Genomic DNA, 19784 nt, shown 5'->3' on the forward strand with positions numbered 1-19784 from the left:
GGGTTGACCCTGCGTCAGGGTCAACCCGTCAGCGACGAAGGTGTCACCAGGTGATCGGGACGGTGACGGGGCCGCGGAGGGTGAGGAACATCGGCCGCCAGGCGAGTTCGTCGAACGGCACGGCGAGCCGCAGCCGTGGTGCGGCGGCGAGCAACGCGGTGATACCCACCTGAAGCTCCGCGCGGGCCAGTGCGGCTCCGAGACAATGGTGTGGCCCGTGCCCGAAAGTGAGGTGACCGGGCTTCCGGGAAAGATCGACCAGGTCCGGTTCCGGAAAGCGCCTGCGATCGTGGTTGCCCGCGCGCAAGGGCGCGAGGACGAATTCGCCCGCACGGATCGGAACTCCGCCGATTTCGGCGTCCTCGGCGGCGACTCGCCCTTGGTCCGTGGCCGAACCCTGGTCCTGTCGCAGGAGTTCCTCGACCAAGACGGGGATCCCGGCGGGATCGCGGGGGAGTGCCGGTTCGACGGCCAGCCGCAGTACGGCTTGCGCCAGCGTGTTCGCCGGCGGGACGTATCCGGCGATCATGATCGCGAAGGCGAGCTGCGTGATCTCCTCCGGGCGCAACGAGTCGCCGGAGTCGTCGCGGGCTTCGATCAGGCCGGTCAGCAGATCGTCGCCGGGTGCGTTCCGCTTGGCCTCCACCAGTTGCGCGAAGTAGTCGCCCAGTTTTTGGGCCGCTTCGGCCATTTCCTCGTAGTTCGGCGCGGTGAACACCGCGACGATGCTGTCGGTCCAACCCCGCAGCTCGTCGCGAGCCGCCTGCGGGACACCGAGAAGTTCGTTGAGTGCGGCGAGCGCGAAGGGGATCGCGTACTCGTTCACCACGTCGGCGGGAGGGCCTTGCGAGATCAGTTTCGCGGCCGACTCCGCCGCGATGGCTTCCAGTCTCGGGCGCAACAGCTCGATCCGGCGCGGGGTGAGTGCCTTGGCGGCGATCCGCCGCAGCCGCGCGTGCTCGGGGCCCGACATGGTGAAGAGCAATCCTCCGCCGTCGGCCGAGCCGGTCCCGGGTACCCAGGGGCGGAATCGTGAATCGCCGAGCAATCCCCGGATGTCGGCATAGCGGGTGACGAGCCAGGCGTCCTCACCGGAGGCCAGGCGTACCCGGCCGACGGGCTCCTCGTCCTGACGGCGGATGAACTCCACGGGACACCGCAAGGGTTCCGTGTCCGTGAACGGGTATTCGGCTGCCCCAGTCATGTTCTCTCTCCGTTCCTCGGTCTTCCGGTCGTCTTCTCGGCCAGCGAGTGCAACGGTGTCAGTGCGGCATCCTCGTCCACCCCCAGCGCGCGAGCGGTCAGCAGCCGGTACAGCTCCTCCGCCGCCCGTGTGAGCCGTGCTGCGCGGTCCGCGACCGAGTCCCGGTCCGGATCGAGCTCGGCGAGCGCCGCGGCGAGGATCTCTTCGGCGGCACGTTGCTGGCGCCGGGCGATCGCCTCGACCAACGCGTCGACCGGGACGACCAGGGTGCGGCGGCGATCCGCCGGATCAGGGCGTGTCACCACCGCGCCCTCCGCCCGCATCCTGGCGACGGCTCCGGAGACGTGGCTTTGCGCGAAACCGGTCCGTGCGGTCAATTCCCCGATCGACATGCCCGGCCCCTCGACGAGCACCGAAATCAGCACGTCGTAGATCTCCGGGGTCTCCGGATCCGTGTCGTCACGCATGCCCCGGGCGGCGAGCTCCATCAGATGCTTGCCGAGAAGATACAACTCACTGGCCTTCACATCGATAACGATACATCTAAAACGATGCTTTTGTCTCGATACGTTGCGCGCCTGGGGAACCACCCGGGGTCGCCGGTCGTCGAATCGCCGTCTCGTGTCGCAGAAAAGAGAGGATGCGTCGATGCGCGAAAGCAGCAGAAGGATCGGCTCGGCCAAGCGAGCGCTGGCCATGATCGGAGCACTGACCGTCGCGAATCTCGCCTTGCCCGCCGTCGCGAGCGCCGCACCCGCCGCGGGGTGCTCGGCGTTCCTGAACTCGACGGTCAGTGGTGGCTACAAAGCCACTCTCGCCTGCAACGGCATCGGGCTTTCCTTCATCGACGGGCTTGGCACCACGCTCACCGACGCCGGCGAAGAGGCACGCGCGCTGGCACGGATCGCGCTCGGCGGCGGCGACACCTGCAGCGCCTTCCTGCACGCCACGGCTCCCGGTGGCTACAACGTCACCCTCACCTGCGTTCACACCGGCCTGGTGTCCGGTTCCGGCACCACCTTGACCGACGCCTCGCGAGCCGCTCGCGCGTCCATCTGAGGCACGGGCCCCGGCCGGTGGGGTCGATGGTTTCGGGTGAGGTATCGCAGTCGGTACCGTACTGGCGACAGTGGTGTACCGAGCCGAAGCAGTGCGAGGTGTGGGGTGTCCGTGGCGGGTGGACGGGTTCCGGAGGGTGTCGACATCCGAGTGCCCAGTGCGGCGCGGGTCTACGACTGGCTGCTCGGCGGCAGCCACAATTTCGACGCCGACCGCGCTGTCGGGGAAAAGGTCATGGCGGTCCTGCCCTCGGGCCGTCAGGTCGCCGCGTCCAACCGGGCGTTCCTTCGCCGCGCCGTGCAGTACATGGTCGGGCAGGGCATCACCCGGTTCCTCGACCTGGGATCGGGGATCCCGGCGGTCGGCAACGTGCACGAAATCGCCCAGGACATGGACCCGGAATGTCAGGTGGTCTACGTCGACTACGACAAGGTCGCCGTCGCCCACAGCCGCCTCATCCTGGACGGCAACCCGAACGCCGCCGTTGTCGAAGAAGACCTCTGCGAGCCTCGGGCGGTCCTGAATTCGCCGGCGGTGCGGGCGTTGCTGGACGTCGACCAGCCGATCGGGCTGCTGATGGTGGCCGTGTTCCATTTCATCCCGGACAGCCTGCGCCCCGCCGAGATCGTCGCCCGTTACCGGGAGGCGCTGCCGGCGGGCAGCCTGGTCGCACTGTCGCATCTGACCGCCGACCACGCGCCACGGGAAATGGCGGCGGTCACCGAGGCGATGAAGAACAGCAGGGATCCCATGTACTTCCGCCCCTACGCCGACGTCGCCGCTCTCTTCGACGGACTGGAGTTGGTCGACCCCGGTGTGGTGAGCGCGCCACTGTGGCACCCGGAACCCGGACTCCGAGACATCGAACCGGACGACGTCTACGCCGGGGTCGGACGCAAGGTCTGACCCCGGCGAGCCGATACGACGACTGCTGCCGCGGGCTTTGGTCACCTATCCGACGATTGCCTCGTCCTCCGGATGATCGGACAGGAGACATTCACGCGGTCGAGTCACCACCAGCGGACGCGGCGGTCGATGCAGGTGTCCCACAAAGGATCGGACTGGCAGATCGTCACGATGTCCTTCTTCTTCGGGATCTTCTTGTTGTAATGGGTGCACTTCGGACCTGAAGTCGTGTCCCGGTAGTAAGGCTTCGCCGGTGGCGAGCTCACCGTTTCCTGGAACGAAGCGTATGCCCAGTAATCGTTCGCCTCCTTGTCGCATACGGTGAAATCGCGGTCCTTCAAGTCGACGACGACCCTGGCGAGGAGCGGCCCGCCGACCTCCTGGAGGTCGAAATACCGGTAGCGCTCGCTGTCCTGGGCTACGGAGGCTTCGGTCTGCCCCTCCGGTTCGCCGGCCGGCGCCGATGTCGTGCCTGCCGAAGCCGATCCGGCGCCCAAGGTCATCAGTGCCGCGGCCGCGAAACCGCCATATCGCAGTTTGAACATGGTCGATCCCCTCATCTTTGCGGAATTACGCCCGCTGTTCCGTTGGGCGTGGGAATCATCCTCGTTGAGGGGGCCTGACCGCGTACACGCCTTTTCGTCAGGGCGAAAACCGTGGGGTTTCCCGGCACCCGGCGCCGGGCGTCGAAACGAAGGGCGGGGCACCTTCCGGGTCAAAGACGCTGGGGCGGGCGAAATCGCCACCGTCTTGAAGCCTGTTCGGACGAAAGCGGTGAGCGGTCATGCCGAGTATGGCTGAAAGCACGGTCGCCGAGCGCTACTCTGATCGGCAGGCGCCGCTAACAGCGCGTGGCCCGCTGCCCGGCCGAAAGCGGCGCGGTCCGATCGGCCAGCGGCCCGCCGGTCGTCAGCAGTGCCTCCAGGGTCCGCAATGGCTCGGGGACGATGCTGTACCAGCTCCACGTTCCCCGGCGCTCTCGCTCCAGGATGCCCGCCGTCACCAGCACGCGCAGGTGATGGCTGAGCGACGGCTGCGGCATGTCGAACTCCTCGGCGAGGTCGCAGAAGCACGCCTCGCCGCCCGGTGAGTACCGGACCATGGACAGCAGCCGGATCCGCACGGGGTCCGACAGCGCCTTGAACAGCTTCGCCGCGTGTTCCGCCTCGTCCTGGGCCACGACCGCCGCGGGCTCGGCCATCAGCAGGGTGATGGGCACCGGCTTCCGGGTGCGGCCGTTCTCGGTCGCCATGCGCCCTCCTCGGTTCGTGTGACCTGTGACGACGAGCGTACCCACTGGATTGACAAACGTCGATACAGGCCGTTGAATTGGATTCACGGACTTCGATCCAGTTCTCGCCCCTGCCCTGAGGAGAGCCATGGCCCGCACGCCTGAGGTGTTGTTCGTCTGCGTGCACAACGCCGGCCGTTCGCAGATGGCCGCCGCGTTGTTGCAGCACTATTCGCTCGGGCGGATCGCGGTGCGGTCCGCGGGTTCCGAGCCCGCGGAGAAGGTGAACCCCGCAGCCGCGGCGGCGCTGGCGGAGTGGGGTTTGGACATCACCGCCGAGGTACCGGGCAAGCTGTCCACTGAGGACGTCGAAGCGTCCGATGTGGTGATCACGATGGGTTGTGGTGACACCTGCCCGGTGTTCCCCGGCAAGCGATACCTCGATTGGCCGCTGGAGGACCCGGCCGGGCAGGGTGTGGAGGCCGTTCGCCCGATCCGCGACGAGATCGACCGCCGCGTCCGTGGCCTGGTCGCCGAAATCCTCGACGCCTGATCCCCTCGCTTCCGACTTCTGGAGACCCAGCCCGTGACTCGAACCGCCGACAGGGCCGAGACCGACGTCCTGCACAAACTGTCCTTTCTGGACCGCTTCCTCCCGGTCTGGATCATCGTCGCGATGGGGGCCGGGCTGCTGCTGGGCAGCGTGATCCCTGGTCTGCAGGGTGTGCTCGACGCGGTGAAGATCGGGCAGGTGTCGCTGCCGATCGCGCTCGGTCTGCTGCTGATGATGTATCCGGTGCTGGCGAAGGTCCGCTACGACAAGCTCGACACCGTGACCAAGGACAAGCGCACGATGGTGCTTTCCTTGGTGCTGAACTGGATTCTCGGCCCGGCGCTGATGTTCGCGCTCGCCTGGTCGATGCTGCCGGATCTGCCGGAGTACCGGACCGGGCTGATCATCGTCGGCCTCGCCCGGTGCATCGCGATGGTGATCATCTGGAACGACCTCGCCTGCGGTGACCGCGAGGCCGCGGCGGTACTGGTCGCGCTGAACTCGGTGTTCCAGGTGATCATGTTCGGCGTGCTCGGCTGGTTCTATCTCGATCTGCTGCCGGGATGGCTGGGCTTGGACAGCACCAGTATCGACTTCTCGCCGTGGGAGATCGCGCTCAGCGTGATCATCTTCCTCGGGATCCCGCTCGCCGCCGGCTACCTGTCCCGCCGCGTCGGGGAGCGGAGCAAGGGCCGCGATTGGTATGAGGGCACGTTCCTGCCCAAGATCGGGCCGATCGCGCTCTACGGCCTGCTGTTCACGATCGTGATCCTGTTCGCCTTGCAGGGTGACAACATCACCTCCCGCCCGCTCGACGTCGCCCGGATCGCGCTGCCGTTGCTGGTGTACTTCGCGATCATGTGGATCGGCGGTTACCTGCTGGGCAAGGCTTCCGGGCTGTCCTACGAGCGCACCACGACACTGGCGTTCACCGCCGCGGGCAACAACTTCGAACTCGCGATCGCCGTCGCCATCGGTGTCTTCGGCGTCACCTCGGGGCAGGCCCTGGCCGGGGTCGTCGGTCCGCTGATCGAAGTCCCGGTGCTGGTCGCGCTGGTCTACGTCAGCCTCTGGCTGCGGAAACGCTGGACCACCGAGTGACCGGAACCGCGCAGGTAGTGGTCATCGGCGGGGGACAGGCCGGTCTCGCCGCGGGCTACTGCCTTCGCCGCGCCGGCCTGGACTTCGTCATTCTCGACGCCCAGGCCCAGCCGGGCGGTGCCTGGAGCCACGGCTGGGACTCGCTGCGCCTGTTCTCCCCGGCGCGGCACAGTTTGTTGCCGGGGTGGCCGATGCCGCCCTATCCGGGCCCCGGCTATCCGACCGCCGGGCATGTCGTCGAGTACCTTGCCGCGTACGAGAAACGCTACGCGCTGCCGATCCGCCGCGCGGAGACGGTCACCGCCGTGTCCCACGACGGCACCCGATTCGCGGTGAGCACCGATACGGGGAAGTGGAGCGCCGAGGCGGTCGTGAGCGCGACCGGCACTTGGTGGCGTCCCTTCCTGCCGCTGATGCCCGGCGGGTTCACCGGTCGCCGGCTGCACACGGTGGACTACCGCGGTCCGGAGGAGTTCGCGGGCCAGGACGTCGTGGTGGTCGGCGGGGGCAACTCCGGCGCGCAGATCGCCGCCGACCTCGCCGGAGTGGCGAACCTGACCTGGGTCACCCGCCGCCCGCCCCGCTACCTGCCCGACCACATCGACGGCAAGGCCCTCTTCGACGTCGCCACCCGGCGCCGCCAAGCCCTCGAAACCGGGCAGGCCGACACCGCGGGCGTCGCCGGGCTGGGCGACATCGTCGCCGTCCCGTCCGTCCGCGAGGCTCGTGACGCGGGCCTGCTGCGGCGCCGCGAGATGTTCGCGCGACTCGACAGCGATGGTCCTGTGTGGACGGACGGCACCCGCCGGCACGCCGACGCGGTCATCTGGTGCACCGGCTTCCGGCCCTCGCTGGGCCACCTGGCCCCGCTGCGGCTGCGCACCACCCGCGGCCGCATCCCCACCGAGGGCACCCGCGCCGTCGCGGAGCCCCGGCTGCACCTCCTCGGCTATGGAGACTGGACCGGCCCCGCATCGGCCACGATCATCGGCGTCGGCATGACGGCCCGGGCCGCGGTCGACGATCTCGAAGCCGGCGGTGGACGCCGCGCAATCCTCTGAACGCTTCACGTCACCGCGTCCGGTAGTGAAAGTCGTATTTCTGAATCGATTGTGGAATCGACTCGCGGGTTGTTCGTGAACGAATTCGATGACACGGTGTCGGTTAATATCCGACGTGTCACCGAATGTGATCAACCGAGTGTTGTTGGTGGCCGAACGATGGTCACGAAGTGGTGTCCAGGGAACGGATTTGGTCGTAGGTCGTGGAGAACTGCGGCGTATGGTCCAATATGGATGGATCGTTCGGACTAAATCCGCGGAAATCGTATTCCTCGGCGCGGCCGGCCGTCATAACCTTGCGTGATTCTTCACCTGAATCTGCACTGGGGAGCAAGATGAAGTCCACGCCGTTGTTGTCGCGCGCCCGAAAAACCTCGGAGCGACTGCTCGACGCCCGATGACACAATCCGGCTGCGTCGGCCGATTCGATACGCATGCCCGGCAGTCGCCCGACCGGATCGCGGTCTTCGAGCACGGCACCGAGCTCACCTACGCCCGGCTCGCCGGGCTCGCGGGCGGTCGCGCGCTGCGGTTGCGCGACGCCGGTGTCCGGCCGGGGGAGCGGGTCGGGCTCGTCACCGGGCACGGCAGCGCCGCGATCGCGGCGATCCTCGGCACCCTCGCCACGGGCTGCACGTACGTCCCGCTGGACCCGACCTTCCCCCGGGAGCGGCTCGAGTACCAGCTCGCGGCCGCGCGGGTGACCGCCGTGCTCGCGGACCCGGAGTACGTCGAGCTCGCGGAGTTCTTGTGCCGCACCGGATCCGCGCGGCTGGTGCGTTCGAGTGCGGAGACCGCGCCGCTCCCGGTGCCCGAACCTGATCCGGACGGGTTGGCGTACGTGCTGTTCACGTCCGGGTCCACCGGCAGGCCGAAGGCCGTCGGGCAGACCCACCGCAACCTCCTGCACGTCGTCGACAACCAGATCGACGCGCTCGGCATCACTCCGGCCGACCGGCTCAGCCTGCTCGCGTCGTTCGGCTTCGACGCGGCGATCCCGGACCTCTATCCGGCGCTGCTCACCGGCGCCGCGCTCGTACCGGTCGACCTGCGTGCGCACGGCGTGGCCCACGCCGCGCGCGAACTGGCGCGGCACGAGGTGACCGTCTACCACTCGACGCCCACGGTCTACCGGCACCTGCTCGACGTCCTCGGCGAGACCGGCCTCCCGTCCGTGCGGACCGTGCTGCTCGGCGGCGAACAGGCGACCCACGCCGACGTCCGCCGCGGCCGGTTCGCGCCGGAATGCGTCTTCGTCAACGGTTACGGCGCCACCGAGGTGACTTTCGCCGCGCACTACCGGACGACCGCCGCCGAGCTGGACCCGGACGCCGAGGGACCGCTGCCGATCGGGCGTGCGCTGCCCGGGTTCACGCTCACCGTGCTGGACAGCGGCGAACTCGAAGTGCGCGGACGACACCTCGTCGACGGCTACCTCGACCAGCCGAGCCCGGCGTTCGTGGAGACCGCCGACGGCGGCCGCCGCTACCGGACCGGCGACCTCGGCAGGCTCCTGCCGGACGGGAACCTCGTCTGCCTCGGCAGGCTCGACCGGCAGGTCAAGGTCCGCGGCTTCCGGGTGGAGCTGACCGAGATCGAAGCCAAGCTCGCCGAACAGCCTGGCGTCGCCGAAGCCCGTGCGATCGTACGAGACGGCGACCTGCTCGCCTACGTGACCGCGACAGGCCCGCGTCCGGACGGCCGGGTGCTCCGGGCCGCGCTGGTGGACGCCCTGCCCGGCTACTCGGTACCCGCGGCCGTCGCGGTGCTGGACAGCTTTCCGCTGACAGTCACCGGAAAGCTTGACGAACGGGCGCTGCCGGATCCGCGCTCGGCCGCGACCCTCCCGGCCGAGCGGCTGACCCCGGCCGAGGAACGCGTGCACCGGATCTGGTGCGAAATCCTGGGCCGTGACCGGATCGGCAGCACCGAGGCGTTCTTCGACGCAGGTGGCGACTCGCTGCGGCTCGGGCGGGTGCAGGTGCGGCTGGCCGACGAGTTCGGGGTGGACGTCCCGCTGCTCGCCCTGTTCGAGCGCACGACGATCGCCGGGCAGGCCGCCTGGCTCACGAAGTCCACTTCGGACACTCCGCCGCCGGTCGCCGGGGAGGAGCCTGCCGGGGATCTCATCGCGGTCGTCGGCCTGGCCTGCCGGTTCCCCGGCGCGCCGGACGCCGCCTCGTTCTGGTGGAACCTCTGCGCGGGTGTCGACTCGATCCACGACTACGCCGACGAAGAACTGGCGGCGCTGGGGATCGGACCGCGCCTGCGTGCCGACCCCGCGTACGTGCGTGCCGGAGGCCGGATCGAGGGTGTCGAAGAGTTCGACGCCGGATTCTTCGGGTTCACCGCCGACGAGGCCGCGCGAACCGACCCGCAGCACCGGCTCTTCCTCGAAACGGCGTGGCAGGCACTCGAGGACGCGGGACGCGACCCGGCCGCCGAGACCGGGCCGGTCGGGGTGTTCACGGCCGCCTCGGTGAACCGCTATTTCCTGTTCCACCTGTTCGGCAATCCGGCCGTGACCGGCGACGTCGACCCGGACGACTGGGAGGGGCGGCTGACCGGCCGCCAGCTCACCGACCACCTGCCCGGCCAGGTCGCCTACCGGCTGGGGCTGACCGGGCCGGCGGTGGCCGTGCAGAGCGCGTGCTCCAGCTCGCTCGCGGCGGTGGCGCTGGCCGCGCAGAGCCTCGCGGACTACCGGTGCGACGTCGCGCTGGCAGGCGGGGCGAGCGTGACCTGGCCGCGGTACCGCAGTGGCGGGCTCGCCTCACCGGACGGCCGGTGCCGCGCGTTCGACGTCGCCGCGGCGGGCGCCGGGTTCAGCTCGGGCGCCGGCGTGGTCGTGCTGCGACGGCTGTCCGACGCGCTCGCCGACCGCGACCACGTCTATGCCGTGCTGCCGGGCTGGGCGATCACCAACGACGGCCCGGACCGCGCGGGCTACGCCGTGCCGGGTCCGGCCGGGCAGGCGGCCGCGGTGGCCGAGGCGCTGGCCGTCGCGGAGGTCGCCCCGGACGAGATCGCGCTGCTCGAAGCCCACGGCAGCGGCACCCCGCTGGGTGACGCGATCGAGGTGGCCGCGCTCAACCGCGTCTACGGGGACACACCGCCGGAAACGTGTGCGCTGGGTTCGGTGAAGACGAACATCGGGCACCTCGACGCGGCGGCCGGTATCGCCGGGCTGATCAAGGCCGTGCTGTCCGTGCGGCACGGTGTCATCCCGCCGAGCCTGCACTTCACGGCCCCCCACCCGGAGGTCGACCTGGCGGGCGGCCCCTGGTACGTCCCGGCGAAGGCCGCCGACTGGCCCGTCCGCGAGCGGCGGGTGGCCGGGGTCAGCTCGTTCGGCATGGGCGGCACGAACGTGCACGTGATCGTCGAGGAGGCCCCTGTCGTCCCGCCACGGCCGGCGGCGAGCGGCCCGTTCGTACTGTCGGTGTCCGCCCGTGACCCGAAGGCGTTGCGAGAGGCGGTGTCCCTGCTGCGCGACCGGCTCGCCACGGACGCGCCGGACCTCAGGGACACGGCGTTCACGCTTTCGGCGCGGCGGGCCTTCGCGTGCCGGGCCGCCGTGGTGGCGGACTCGGTCACGTCGGCGGTCGCCGCGCTCGATGCGGTGCTGGCGAACGGAACCGACGTCGAGGGCCCGGCCGGGGCGGAGCGAGACCTGGCCGCCCACTGGGCCGCAGGCGGCGAGATCGAATGGGGAGCGGACGGCGATCCCGGCCGCGTCCCCCTGCCGGGTTATCCGTTCCAGCGGGAACGGCACTGGATCGAGCCACCGCATCACCACACAACCGACCAGGAGATCCCTCGGTGACCGACACCTTGCCCGTCGTGGGAGGCCATGGCCCGCCACTGTCCTACCCGGACACCACGATCAGCGGGCTGATCCTCGCCCAGGCCGCGCGCACCCCGGACGCCGTCGCCGTCCGGCAGGGTGACGCCCGGCTCACCTACCGCGAACTGGTCGCGTCGGCGACCGGCGTCGCGCGGTTGCTGCGGGCCCGGGGTGCCGGGCCCGGCACTCGCGTCGGCATCTGCGCCGACCGGCGGCCGGAGCTGATCCCGACCGTCGTGGGTGTGCTGCTGTCCGGAGCCGCCTACGTGCCGCTCGAACCCGGCGGCCCGAAGGCGCGGCTGGCCGAGATCGCCGCGGACGCCGGGATCTCCCTCATCGTCGGTGATCGCGCGCGGGCCGAATTCGGTGCCATGGCAGGCATCGAGGCGCTCGATGTGCCGCCGCCTTCGGCGGAACCCGTCGAGTGCCCCGCCGGTCCGGACGACCTCGTCCACCTGCTTTTCACCTCCGGCTCCACCGGCCGTCCCAAGGGTGTGCTGACCAGTCACCGCAACGTGGTCGCGTTCGTGACCGGGTTCGCCGCCGCCCTCGGGATCCGGCCCGGCGCCCGGGCACTCGGCATCGCCTCGCCCGCCTTCGACGCCTTCACCATGGACGTGTTCGTCCCGCTGGCGCACGGCGGATCGGTCCAGCTCGCCGGTGCCGCCGATCGGGCCGACCCCGAACGGCTGCGGCGGTTCCTCGTCGAGCACGACGTCGAGTGGGGTTTCGTCACGCCGACGCTGCTGTCCATGGTGGATCCCGCGGCCGTTCCCGGCTGGCGCGTCATCGCCTGCGGTGGGGAGCCGGTGCCCGCGGAACTCGCCGCGCGCTGGCTGCCGGGACGGCGGTTCTTCAACGCCTACGGCCCGACCGAGACCACCGTCGTGGTCGTCACCGACGAGGTCACCGGCATCCCCGCCGATCCGCTGCCGCTTGGCCGACCGACACCGAACCACCGGGCGTACGTCGTGGACGCCGAGCTGCGGCCGGTCGCGCCCGGCGAGATCGGCGAGCTGCTGATCGGCGGCCCGGGCCTCGCGAGTGGCTACCTCGGCAGCCCGGAGCTGACCGCCGCGAAGTTCGTCGACGACCCGATGACGCCGGGGGAACGGCTCTACCGCACCGGTGACCTGGCCCGCGAGCTGCCCGACGGCCGTCTCGAGTTCGCCGGCCGCGCCGACCGGCAGGTGAAGGTCCGCGGCCAGCGGATCGAGCTCGGTGAGGTGGAGGCCGTACTCGCGACCCATCCCGACGTCGACGCCGCCGCCGTGGAGGCCGTCCCCGGGCCGGGCGGCACCCGGCTGGTGGCCTTCCTGGCACCGGCGTCCGCACCGTCCGATGTGGACATTCTGGGGCAGAGCCTGCTCACCGCGGCGATGCGCCCGGCCGCCGTCCGAGTGCTCGACCGCCTGCCGGTCAACCCGGTCACCGGCAAGATCGACCGGCCCGCACTGCGCGACCTGGCCGAGACGGCGCTGGCGGCAGGCCGGGAGGACCTCGGCCCGCTCGGCACCCCGGCCGAACGCGCGGTCGCGGCCATCTGGCGGCGAGTACTCGGCGACGGCGCGGGGACGGATTTCCTGGCCTCGGGCGGCAACTCGATCGCCGCGATGCGCCTGGTCGCGGCGCTGCGGGCGGAGCTGGCCGCGGACGTCGCCACGGAGGACGTGCTCGCGAGCGGCACGCTCGACGGGCTCACCCGGCGGGTCGCGGCCGCGCCGCCGCTGACCGGGCCGGGGCTGACCACGGGGCACGCGGCCGCGCTTTCCCCGCAGCAGCGGCGGCTGTGGTTCCTCGACCAGCTCGCCCCGGACGCCGCGCCGTACAACATCGCGATGGCGTTCCGGCTGACCGGCGCGCTGGACGTCGACGCGCTGCGCCACGCCCTGCGCGCGGTCGCCGAGCGGCACGACGTGCTCCGCTGGCGGATCCGGGCCGTCGACGGCGTTCCGCTGGCGGATCTCCTGGCACCGGCGGATGTTCCGCTGCCGGTGGAGCCGGTGACCGAGGACGGTTTGCGGGCCCGGCTGGCCGCGGACGCGGCGACGCCGGTGCGTCTCGACCGCGAGGCTCCCTGGCGCGTGCGGCTTCACCGGCTCGGCGAGACGGAACACGTGCTCGGCTTCACGCTGCATCACGCGGTGTTCGACGGCTGGTCGCAGGACCTGCTGTGCGCCGACCTGTCGGCGGCCTACCGGGGCGAGCCGCTGCCGCCGCCGGTGGCGTCCTATGCGGACTACGCGGTGTGGCGAGCAGGACGCGACGAACGCCGGGAGGCCGTGGACGTCGCGTGGTGGAACGAACATCTCGCCGGTGCACCGACCACGGTGGACCTTCCGCGGGACCGGCCGCGCCCGGCCGTGCAGACCTACCGAGGCGCCAGCCTGCGTCAGTCCTTTTCGGACGGTGTCGTCGAGTCGGTCCGGGCACTGGCCGCCCGCACCGGCACGACCCGCGCCGGGGTGCTGCTCGCCGCGTTCGGCCAGCTGCTGAGGCGGCTCACCGGCACGACCGACCACCTGGTCGCCACGGTCGTCGCGGACCGGCAGCTCGCCGAGTGCCAGGACATCGCGGGATTCTTCGTGGACATCGTGCCGGTGCGGCTGCGGGCCGACGACGCCGCGGACTTCGCGACGCACGTCCGCGACGGCGGCGCGGAGCTCCTCGCCGCGACCGCGCATCCGGCCGCGCCGGTCGAGCGGCTCGTCGAGGCGCTCGGCGTGCCCCGCGATCCCGCGCACGCCCCGCTCGTGCAGGTGATGTTCAACGTCCTGAACTTCACCGAGCCTCGGTTGGACCTGCCCGGCGTGCGGTCGGCGTGGCTGCCGGTCGACAAACCGGGGTCTCCGTTCGACCTCACGGTGTACGTCCACGACGACGGCGTCGAACTTCTGTACAACCCGGACTTGTTCGACCACGCCCGGATGGCCGGGCTCGCCGAGGACTACGTCGCGCTGCTCGGCGCGCTGGCCGCGGCACCGGACGCACCGGTCGGGACGAGCGTGCCGGAGCTGCCGCGGGCGGACGTCCGCACCGCCGCGCCTGCCGCGTCGACCCGCGCCAGGGCGCGGCCGCCGTCGGTGGCCGCGGATCCGGCGGCGGCCGCGACCGAAGCCGTGATCGCGCGTGCCTGGTGCGACGTCCTCGGCGTCGCCGAAGTCGGGCACACCGACAACTTCTTCGACGCCGGCGGGAATTCGCTCGCCCTGGCCAGGGTGCACGCCCAGGTCAGCGCCCGGCTCGGCCGCCGGATCCCCTTGGTCGACCTGTTCAGCCACCCCACCGTCCGCGCCCTCGCCGCGCACCTGCACTCCGGCGGCGCCGCCGTCCCGGAACTGGCCCGCGCCGCCGAGCGCGTCGCCGCTCGCCGAGGCCGGACCCAGACCAGAAGACCCCGTCGCACCGCCGGCCCGGCCGGCCCCTGATAGGAGCACCACCGTGACCCACCTTCCTGAAACCGGCGCCGGCGATCCCGGAGCCGAACCGATCGCGATCGTCGGACTCGACATCCGCGTGCCCGGCGCGCGTGACGCGCGGCAGTTCTGGCGCAACCTCGTCGACGGCGTCGAGTCGATCGTGCCCGCCACCCGTGACGAGATGATCGCCCGCGGCGCCGCACCGGACACAGTGGACGATCCGAGCTGGGTGAACGCCACCGCGATGGTCGACGGCTTCGACGAGTTCGACGCCGAGCTGTTCGGCATGACCAGCCGCGAAGCCGAGATCACCGACCCGCAGCATCGGCTGTTCCTCCAGTCGTGCCACGCCGCGCTGACCGACGCGGGCTACGACCCGGCCCGGTTCGACGGCGCGATCGGCGTCTACGGCGGATCCGGGGGCACCGGATACCTGAACGAGAACCTGATGCGCAACGAGCGGCTCCTCGCCTCGCAGCACGGCGGCATCGGCATCTCGACCGGCAACCAGCCGAGCTACCTGACGACCTCGGTGTCGTACAAGCTCAACCTGCGCGGCCCGAGCCTCGCGGTGTTCACCGCCTGCTCTACGTCCCTGGTCGCGGTACACCTGGCCTGCGAGGCGCTGCGCAACGGCGAATGCGACATGGCGCTGGCAGGCGGGGTCAACCTGGAGATGCCGCACGGCGTCGGCTACATGGGCGTCGACGGCTTCACTTCGCCGGACGGCCACGTGCGCACGTTCGACGCCGGTGCCAACGGCACGGTCTGGAGCAGCGGTGTCGGCGTCGTGCTGGTGAAGCGGCTGTCCCAGGCGATCGAGGACGGCGACCACATCCGGGGTGTCGTGCTGGGCAACGCGATCAACAACGACGGCGCCACCAAGGTCGGCTTCTCCGCGCCGAGCGTGTCCGGGCAGACCGAGGCGATCGCGCAGGCCGTCGGCATGGCCGGTGTCGATCCGCGCACCATCGGCTACGTCGAGGCGCACGGCACCGGAACCGCGCTGGGCGACCCGATGGAGATCACCGCACTGTCCACTGTGTACGGAGACAGGGTCGCGGACACCGGCTGGTGCGCCATCGGCTCGGTGAAGTCCAACATCGGCCACCTGTCGCAGGCGGCCGGTGTGGTCTCGCTGATCAAGGCCGTACTCGTCATGGAGCACGGGCTGATCCCGCCGACCATCAACTACCACGAGCCCAACCCGGGTATCGACTTCCCGGCGAGCCCGTTCTACCCGGCGCGCGAGGTGACGAAGTGGGAGGCGGGCCAGGCACCGAGACGAGCGGGCGTCAGCTCGTTCGGCGTCGGCGGCACCAACGCGCACGTCGTGCTGGAGGAGGCACCGGCCCTCGAGCGGTCCCGGTCCCCGCACCCGGCGCACCTGCTGCGGGTGTCGGCCATCACCGCGGAAGCGCTCTCCGCCGCGGTCGACCGGCTGGCCGAGCGGCTGGCCGGGGACGTCGACCTCGACCTCGCCGACGTGGCCCACACACTGGCCGCCGGGCGCACCGAGTACCCCCACCGCGCGGTCGTCGTCGCCCGTGACACGGAGGACGCGGTCGATGGGCTGCGGGATCCGCGGCGCCTGGTGTCCGCGCAGGCCGCGGAGACGAACGTGGCGTTCCTGTTCCCCGGCCAGGGTTCCCAATACGCCGGGATGGGCGCCGAACTGTACGAGGCCGAGCCGGTGTTCGCCGCGGCCGTCGACGAGTGCCTGCGGCTGCTCGAATCCGAACTGCCGGAGCTGCGCGAGCTGATCTTCGGGCGCGGTGGCGAGCAGGCGCTGCGGGAAACCCGCGTGACCCAGCCCGCGCTGTTCGTCGTCGAGTACGCGCTGGCGAAGCTGTGGCAGAGCTGGGGCGTGCGGCCCGCGGCGATGATCGGTCACTCGGTCGGCGAGTACGTCGCCGCCACCGTCGCCGGGGTCTTCACCCTGCCGGACGCCCTGAACCTGGTCGCCACGCGCGGCCGTCTGATGCAGTCGATGCCCGCCGGGGCGATGCTGGCCGTCCAGCTCGACGAGGAGAGTGTCGCCACTCGGCTGCCGGGCACGCTCGCGATCGCCGGAGTGAACGGGCCGGGCACGTGCGTCGTGGCCGGGCCGTCGGACGCGATCGCGGATTTCGCTGCGTCGCTCAAGGCCGGCGGCGTCCAGTGCCGCGAGCTGGTGACGTCACACGCGTTCCACTCGCCGATGATGGATCCGATCCTCGCCGAATTCACCGAGGCCGTCGCCGCCGTCACCCGCACCGCGCCCGCGCTGCCGTTCCTCTCGAACGTCACCGGTGACTGGATCACCGGCGCTCAGGCCACCGACCCCGCCTACTGGGCCTCCCACCTGCGTCAGGCCGTCCGGTTCGGCGACTGCGTCAAGAATCTGTTCGCGCGCGGCGGCCGCTGGGCGCTCGTCGAATGCGGGCCGGGTCATCAGCTGTCCGGGCTGGCCCGAGGCCAGGTGCCGAAGGGCATGCCCGCGGCGCAGCCGAGCCTGCCGGGCCGCACCGAGCGGATCGGCGACGTCGAAACCCTGTATGGCGCGGCCGGTCTCTTGTGGACGAACGGCGTTTCCCTGGAACCACGGATGTTCGGCGCGCCCGGCCACCGGGTGCCGCTGCCCGGCTACCCGTACGCGCGCAAGCGGTACTGGGTCGACCCGGACCCGATCACGGCCGTCCAGTCCGCGCGGCGGAGCGGTCCGTTGCCCCTGTCCGAGTGGTTCGCGGTCCCGGCGTGGCGGCAGGCGGAGCCGGACCTGAGACGCGAGCCCTTCGCGAACGCGCTCGTCTTCGCCGCCGACGACGTCTTGCCCGGATTGCTGCGCGACGCAGGCGTGACGGTCACCGAGGTGCGTCCCGGTGAGGGGTTCGCAGCGACGGAGACCGGGTTCACCGTCCGGCCCGGGGCACGCGAGGACTATGACGCGCTCGTGGCCGCGCTGCCCGCCCGGCCCGAGCGGGTCGTGCACGCCTGGACGCTGGCCGGGGAAGAGCGCGGCATGGCCGCACAGGACCACGGTTTCTTCAGCCTGCTCAACCTCGTCCAGGCCTGGGGAGAGCCGGTGCGGATCGACGTGGTGAGCACCGGAACCGCCGATGTCACCGGTACCGACCTGACCCGCCCCGAGCACGCGACCCTGGCCGGGATCGCCCGGGTGGTGCCGCTGGAGATCCCGGGCACCGTGGTGCGCCGGATCGATGCGGATCGCTTGCCGGACACCATCGCCGAACTGTTCCGCCCGGCCGACGCGGCGGCCGAGGTCGCGTTGCGCTCCGGCCGTCGCTGGGTGCTGGACTACACCCAGCTCGAATTGCCCGCGGCCACCGAGCCGGTGTTGCGGGACGGCGGCCGGTACCTGATCACGGGTGGGACCGGCGGCATCGGCATCACGCTCGCCGAGGACCTCGCCCGCCGGGTGCGGGCGAAGCTCGTGCTCCTCTCCCGCGCCGGGCTGCCGCCGCGGGCGGAGTGGGACGCGCACCTCGCCGCGCACGGCGGCGCCGACCGCGCCGGGCGCACGATGCTCGCCGTGCGGCGGATGGAGGCCGCGGGCGCGGTGGTGCACGTCGCCGCCGCCGACGTCACCGACGCGGCGCGCCTGCGCGAGGTGCGTGAGCTGGCCGAGCGCGAGTTCGGCGGCCTCGACGGGATCGTGCACGCCGCCGGGTTGCCCGGCGGCGGCGTCGCCGAGGTCAAGGAGCGGACCGCGGCCGAGGCCGTGCTGGCCCCGAAGATCGCCGGGACGCTGGCTCTGGCCGAGGCGTTCGCCGACCTGCCGATGGACTTCGTCGCGCTGTGCTCGTCGATCACCGCGGTGGCGGGCGGCATCGGGCAGGTCGACTACTGCGCCGCCAACAACTTCCTCGACGCCTATGCGCGGGGCGGCCACGGCTGGCGGGCGCGGCTCGTCTCGCACGCCTGGGGTGGCTGGGAAGAGGTCGGCATGGCCGCGGAAGTGGCCGCGCCGACCACGATCCGCACCGCCCGGTCGCGGGCACTCGGCCCGGTCGAGCATCCGGTGCTCACCACGCGTACCGAGGACGGCGCGCACGGGCTCGTCTCGGCGGCCACGCACTGGTTGCTCGACGAGCACCGGATCGCCGGGGTACCGGTGGTGCCGGGCACGGGACACCTGGAGACCGTCCGCGCGGCGGTGGCCGCGGCACTGCCGAAGCCCGGTGACGGGTACGTCGTCGAGCTGCGGGACGTCGCGTTCCTCGAGCCGTTCGGCGTCCCCGACGGTGCCACCGCGGAGTACCGCGTGGAGTTCGACGGCGACGACTTCACCGTGACCAGCCACGTCGCCGGCGCGAGCCGGACGCACGTGCGCGGTTCCGCGGGGTGGGTCGCGGGCGGTTCGACGTCCACAGTGGACATCGAGGCGGTGACCGGACGGACCGAGCCGATCGACGACGGGAACGGCTTCGGCTCCGGCCGCACCAGCATGGTCACCTTCGGCCCGCGCTGGGCGGCACTTCGCGAGCACCGCATCGGCGCACAGGAGGAGCTGGCCACGATCACGGCACCCGACGCGGCGGCGGGGGACGTCGGCTCGTGGGGTCTGCACCCGGCACTGCTGGACGTCGCGACCGCGTTCGGCCGCGGCCGGGGGAGCGGCACCTACCTGCCGATGAGCTACGGCCGGATCGTCGTGCACGACGCGCTCCCGGCGAGTTTCCGCAGCCACCTGCGCTACCGCGACTCCGGCGGCGACCAGGTGGTGGCGGCCGACCTCTCGCTGTGCGACGAGACCGGCCGCGTGCTCGTCACGATCGAAGACTTCGTGCTGCGGCAAGTGGATCAGGAGGCCGTCGGCGGCGGCCTGACTTCGGTGTCCGCTGGGTCCACTGTGGACACTGCGGTCACGTCGACCGGGATCCGGCCGGTGGACGGTGCCGAGGCGTTCGTCCGGGCGCTGGCCCCCGGGCTCGGTGGTCAAGTGGTGATCAGCACGCTGCCGGTGCGGGAGCTGATCGAGCACCAGGCCACCGTCGAGGAGCTGGACGAACCCGACGATGCGCCGGTGAAGGTGTCGGAGGACGACTACGTCGCGCCGCGCACGGACCTGGAGGCCGAGATCGCCCGCCAATGGACCGAGCTGCTCGGCGTGGAGAGGATCGGCATCCACGACGACTTCTTCGCCCTCGGTGGCAACTCGCTGGTCGCCATCCAGCTCATCGCCCAGGTGCGCAAGGCCACCGGCACGCGGCTGGCGATGAAGACGCTGTTCGAAGCGTCCACAGTGGCCACCCTGGTCGAGCGAATCGAGGAGTTGCGCGCCGACAAGGCCGAGGCGCCTGCCGAATCCGCCCGGACCACCATCCCGAAGCTCGAGCGCTGAGCCGTGGGTCAGGCCTCGTGAGTGGTGAGGACGGTTAGAACCGTCCTCACCACTCACGA

The 19784-nt window shown here is 71.3% G+C and carries 12 protein-coding genes; 8 read left to right on the top strand and 4 right to left on the bottom strand.

Translation table 11 applies throughout. From position 1 onward, the window contains the following. Positions 1-43 precede the first annotated feature (43 nt). Together BLW75_RS01015 and BLW75_RS01020 are read right to left on the bottom strand one after the other, a co-directional pair. Complete coding sequence (locus tag BLW75_RS01015; protein ID WP_034314893.1) at positions 44-1204, bottom strand: cytochrome P450; 1161 nt, start codon at positions 1202-1204, stop codon at positions 44-46. Further along, positions 1201-1731, bottom strand: coding sequence for a MarR family transcriptional regulator (locus BLW75_RS01020; protein ID WP_034314890.1), 531 nt, complete (start codon positions 1729-1731; stop codon positions 1201-1203). The genes BLW75_RS01015 and BLW75_RS01020 overlap by 4 nt, the downstream gene beginning before the upstream one ends. A 121-nt stretch (positions 1732-1852) precedes the next feature. Here BLW75_RS01020 and BLW75_RS01025 point away from each other — a divergent pair, with 121 nt between their 5' ends. Together BLW75_RS01025 and BLW75_RS01030 are read left to right on the top strand one after the other, a co-directional pair. Beyond that, positions 1853-2263, top strand: coding sequence for a hypothetical protein (locus BLW75_RS01025; RefSeq protein ID WP_034314888.1), 411 nt, complete (start codon positions 1853-1855; stop codon positions 2261-2263). A gap of 105 nt (positions 2264-2368) precedes the next feature. Beyond that, positions 2369-3169: an SAM-dependent methyltransferase gene (locus BLW75_RS01030; protein WP_034314885.1), complete on the top strand. Its 801-nt coding sequence runs from the start codon at positions 2369-2371 to the stop codon at positions 3167-3169. A 104-nt stretch (positions 3170-3273) separates the two neighbouring features. Here BLW75_RS01030 and BLW75_RS01035 read toward each other — a convergent pair whose 3' ends face one another. Both BLW75_RS01035 and BLW75_RS01040 read right to left on the bottom strand, forming a co-directional pair. Next, positions 3274-3714, bottom strand: a complete 441-nt coding sequence (locus BLW75_RS01035; protein WP_034314882.1) for a hypothetical protein — start codon at positions 3712-3714, stop codon at positions 3274-3276. Between the two features lie 296 nt (positions 3715-4010). After that, complete coding sequence (locus BLW75_RS01040; RefSeq protein ID WP_091596436.1) at positions 4011-4421, bottom strand: ArsR/SmtB family transcription factor; 411 nt, start codon at positions 4419-4421, stop codon at positions 4011-4013. A gap of 127 nt (positions 4422-4548) precedes the next feature. Between BLW75_RS01040 and BLW75_RS01045 the strand changes: the two genes are divergently transcribed. The 6 genes from BLW75_RS01045 (at position 4549) to BLW75_RS01070 (ending at position 19725) form a co-directional block, all read left to right on the top strand. Next, the gene (locus BLW75_RS01045; RefSeq protein ID WP_034314879.1) at positions 4549-4953 is read left to right on the top strand and encodes an arsenate reductase ArsC; all 405 of its coding nucleotides are present in this window, start codon (positions 4549-4551) and stop codon (positions 4951-4953) included. A 33-nt stretch (positions 4954-4986) separates the two neighbouring features. Then, positions 4987-6054, top strand: coding sequence for an ACR3 family arsenite efflux transporter (gene arsB, locus BLW75_RS01050; RefSeq protein WP_034314877.1), 1068 nt, complete (start codon positions 4987-4989; stop codon positions 6052-6054). Next, on the top strand, positions 6051-7115 hold the full coding sequence (locus BLW75_RS01055; RefSeq protein ID WP_034314874.1) for an ArsO family NAD(P)H-dependent flavin-containing monooxygenase: 1065 nt from the start codon (positions 6051-6053) through the stop codon (positions 7113-7115). The genes arsB and BLW75_RS01055 overlap by 4 nt, the downstream gene beginning before the upstream one ends. A 397-nt stretch (positions 7116-7512) precedes the next feature. Beyond that, on the top strand, positions 7513-10941 hold the full coding sequence (locus BLW75_RS01060; RefSeq protein WP_091596439.1) for an amino acid adenylation domain-containing protein: 3429 nt from the start codon (positions 7513-7515) through the stop codon (positions 10939-10941). Beyond that, on the top strand, positions 10938-14390 hold the full coding sequence (locus BLW75_RS01065; protein ID WP_034307990.1) for a non-ribosomal peptide synthetase: 3453 nt from the start codon (positions 10938-10940) through the stop codon (positions 14388-14390). The genes BLW75_RS01060 and BLW75_RS01065 overlap by 4 nt, the downstream gene beginning before the upstream one ends. A 13-nt stretch (positions 14391-14403) precedes the next feature. After that, on the top strand, positions 14404-19725 hold the full coding sequence (locus BLW75_RS01070) for a type I polyketide synthase (RefSeq protein ID WP_034307986.1): 5322 nt from the start codon (positions 14404-14406) through the stop codon (positions 19723-19725). Positions 19726-19784 lie beyond the last annotated feature (59 nt).

It is taken from the genome of Amycolatopsis lurida (assembly GCF_900105055.1).
Classification (GTDB): Bacteria; Actinomycetota; Actinomycetes; order Mycobacteriales; family Pseudonocardiaceae; genus Amycolatopsis; species Amycolatopsis lurida.

Bases quoted from the DNA above. Each gene is read 5' to 3' on its own strand.
- BLW75_RS01035 (WP_034314882.1), bottom strand. From the start codon at position 3,714: ATGTTCAAACTGCGATATGGCGGTTTCGCGGCCGCGGCACTGATGACC.
- BLW75_RS01040 (WP_091596436.1), bottom strand. From the start codon at position 4,421: ATGGCGACCGAGAACGGCCGCACCCGGAAGCCGGTGCCCATCACCCTG.
- BLW75_RS01045 (WP_034314879.1), top strand. From the start codon at position 4,549: ATGGCCCGCACGCCTGAGGTGTTGTTCGTCTGCGTGCACAACGCCGGC.
- BLW75_RS01015 (WP_034314893.1), bottom strand. From the start codon at position 1,204: ATGACTGGGGCAGCCGAATACCCGTTCACGGACACGGAACCCTTGCGG.
- BLW75_RS01060 (WP_091596439.1), top strand. From the start codon at position 7,513: ATGACACAATCCGGCTGCGTCGGCCGATTCGATACGCATGCCCGGCAG.
- BLW75_RS01025 (WP_034314888.1), top strand. From the start codon at position 1,853: ATGCGCGAAAGCAGCAGAAGGATCGGCTCGGCCAAGCGAGCGCTGGCC.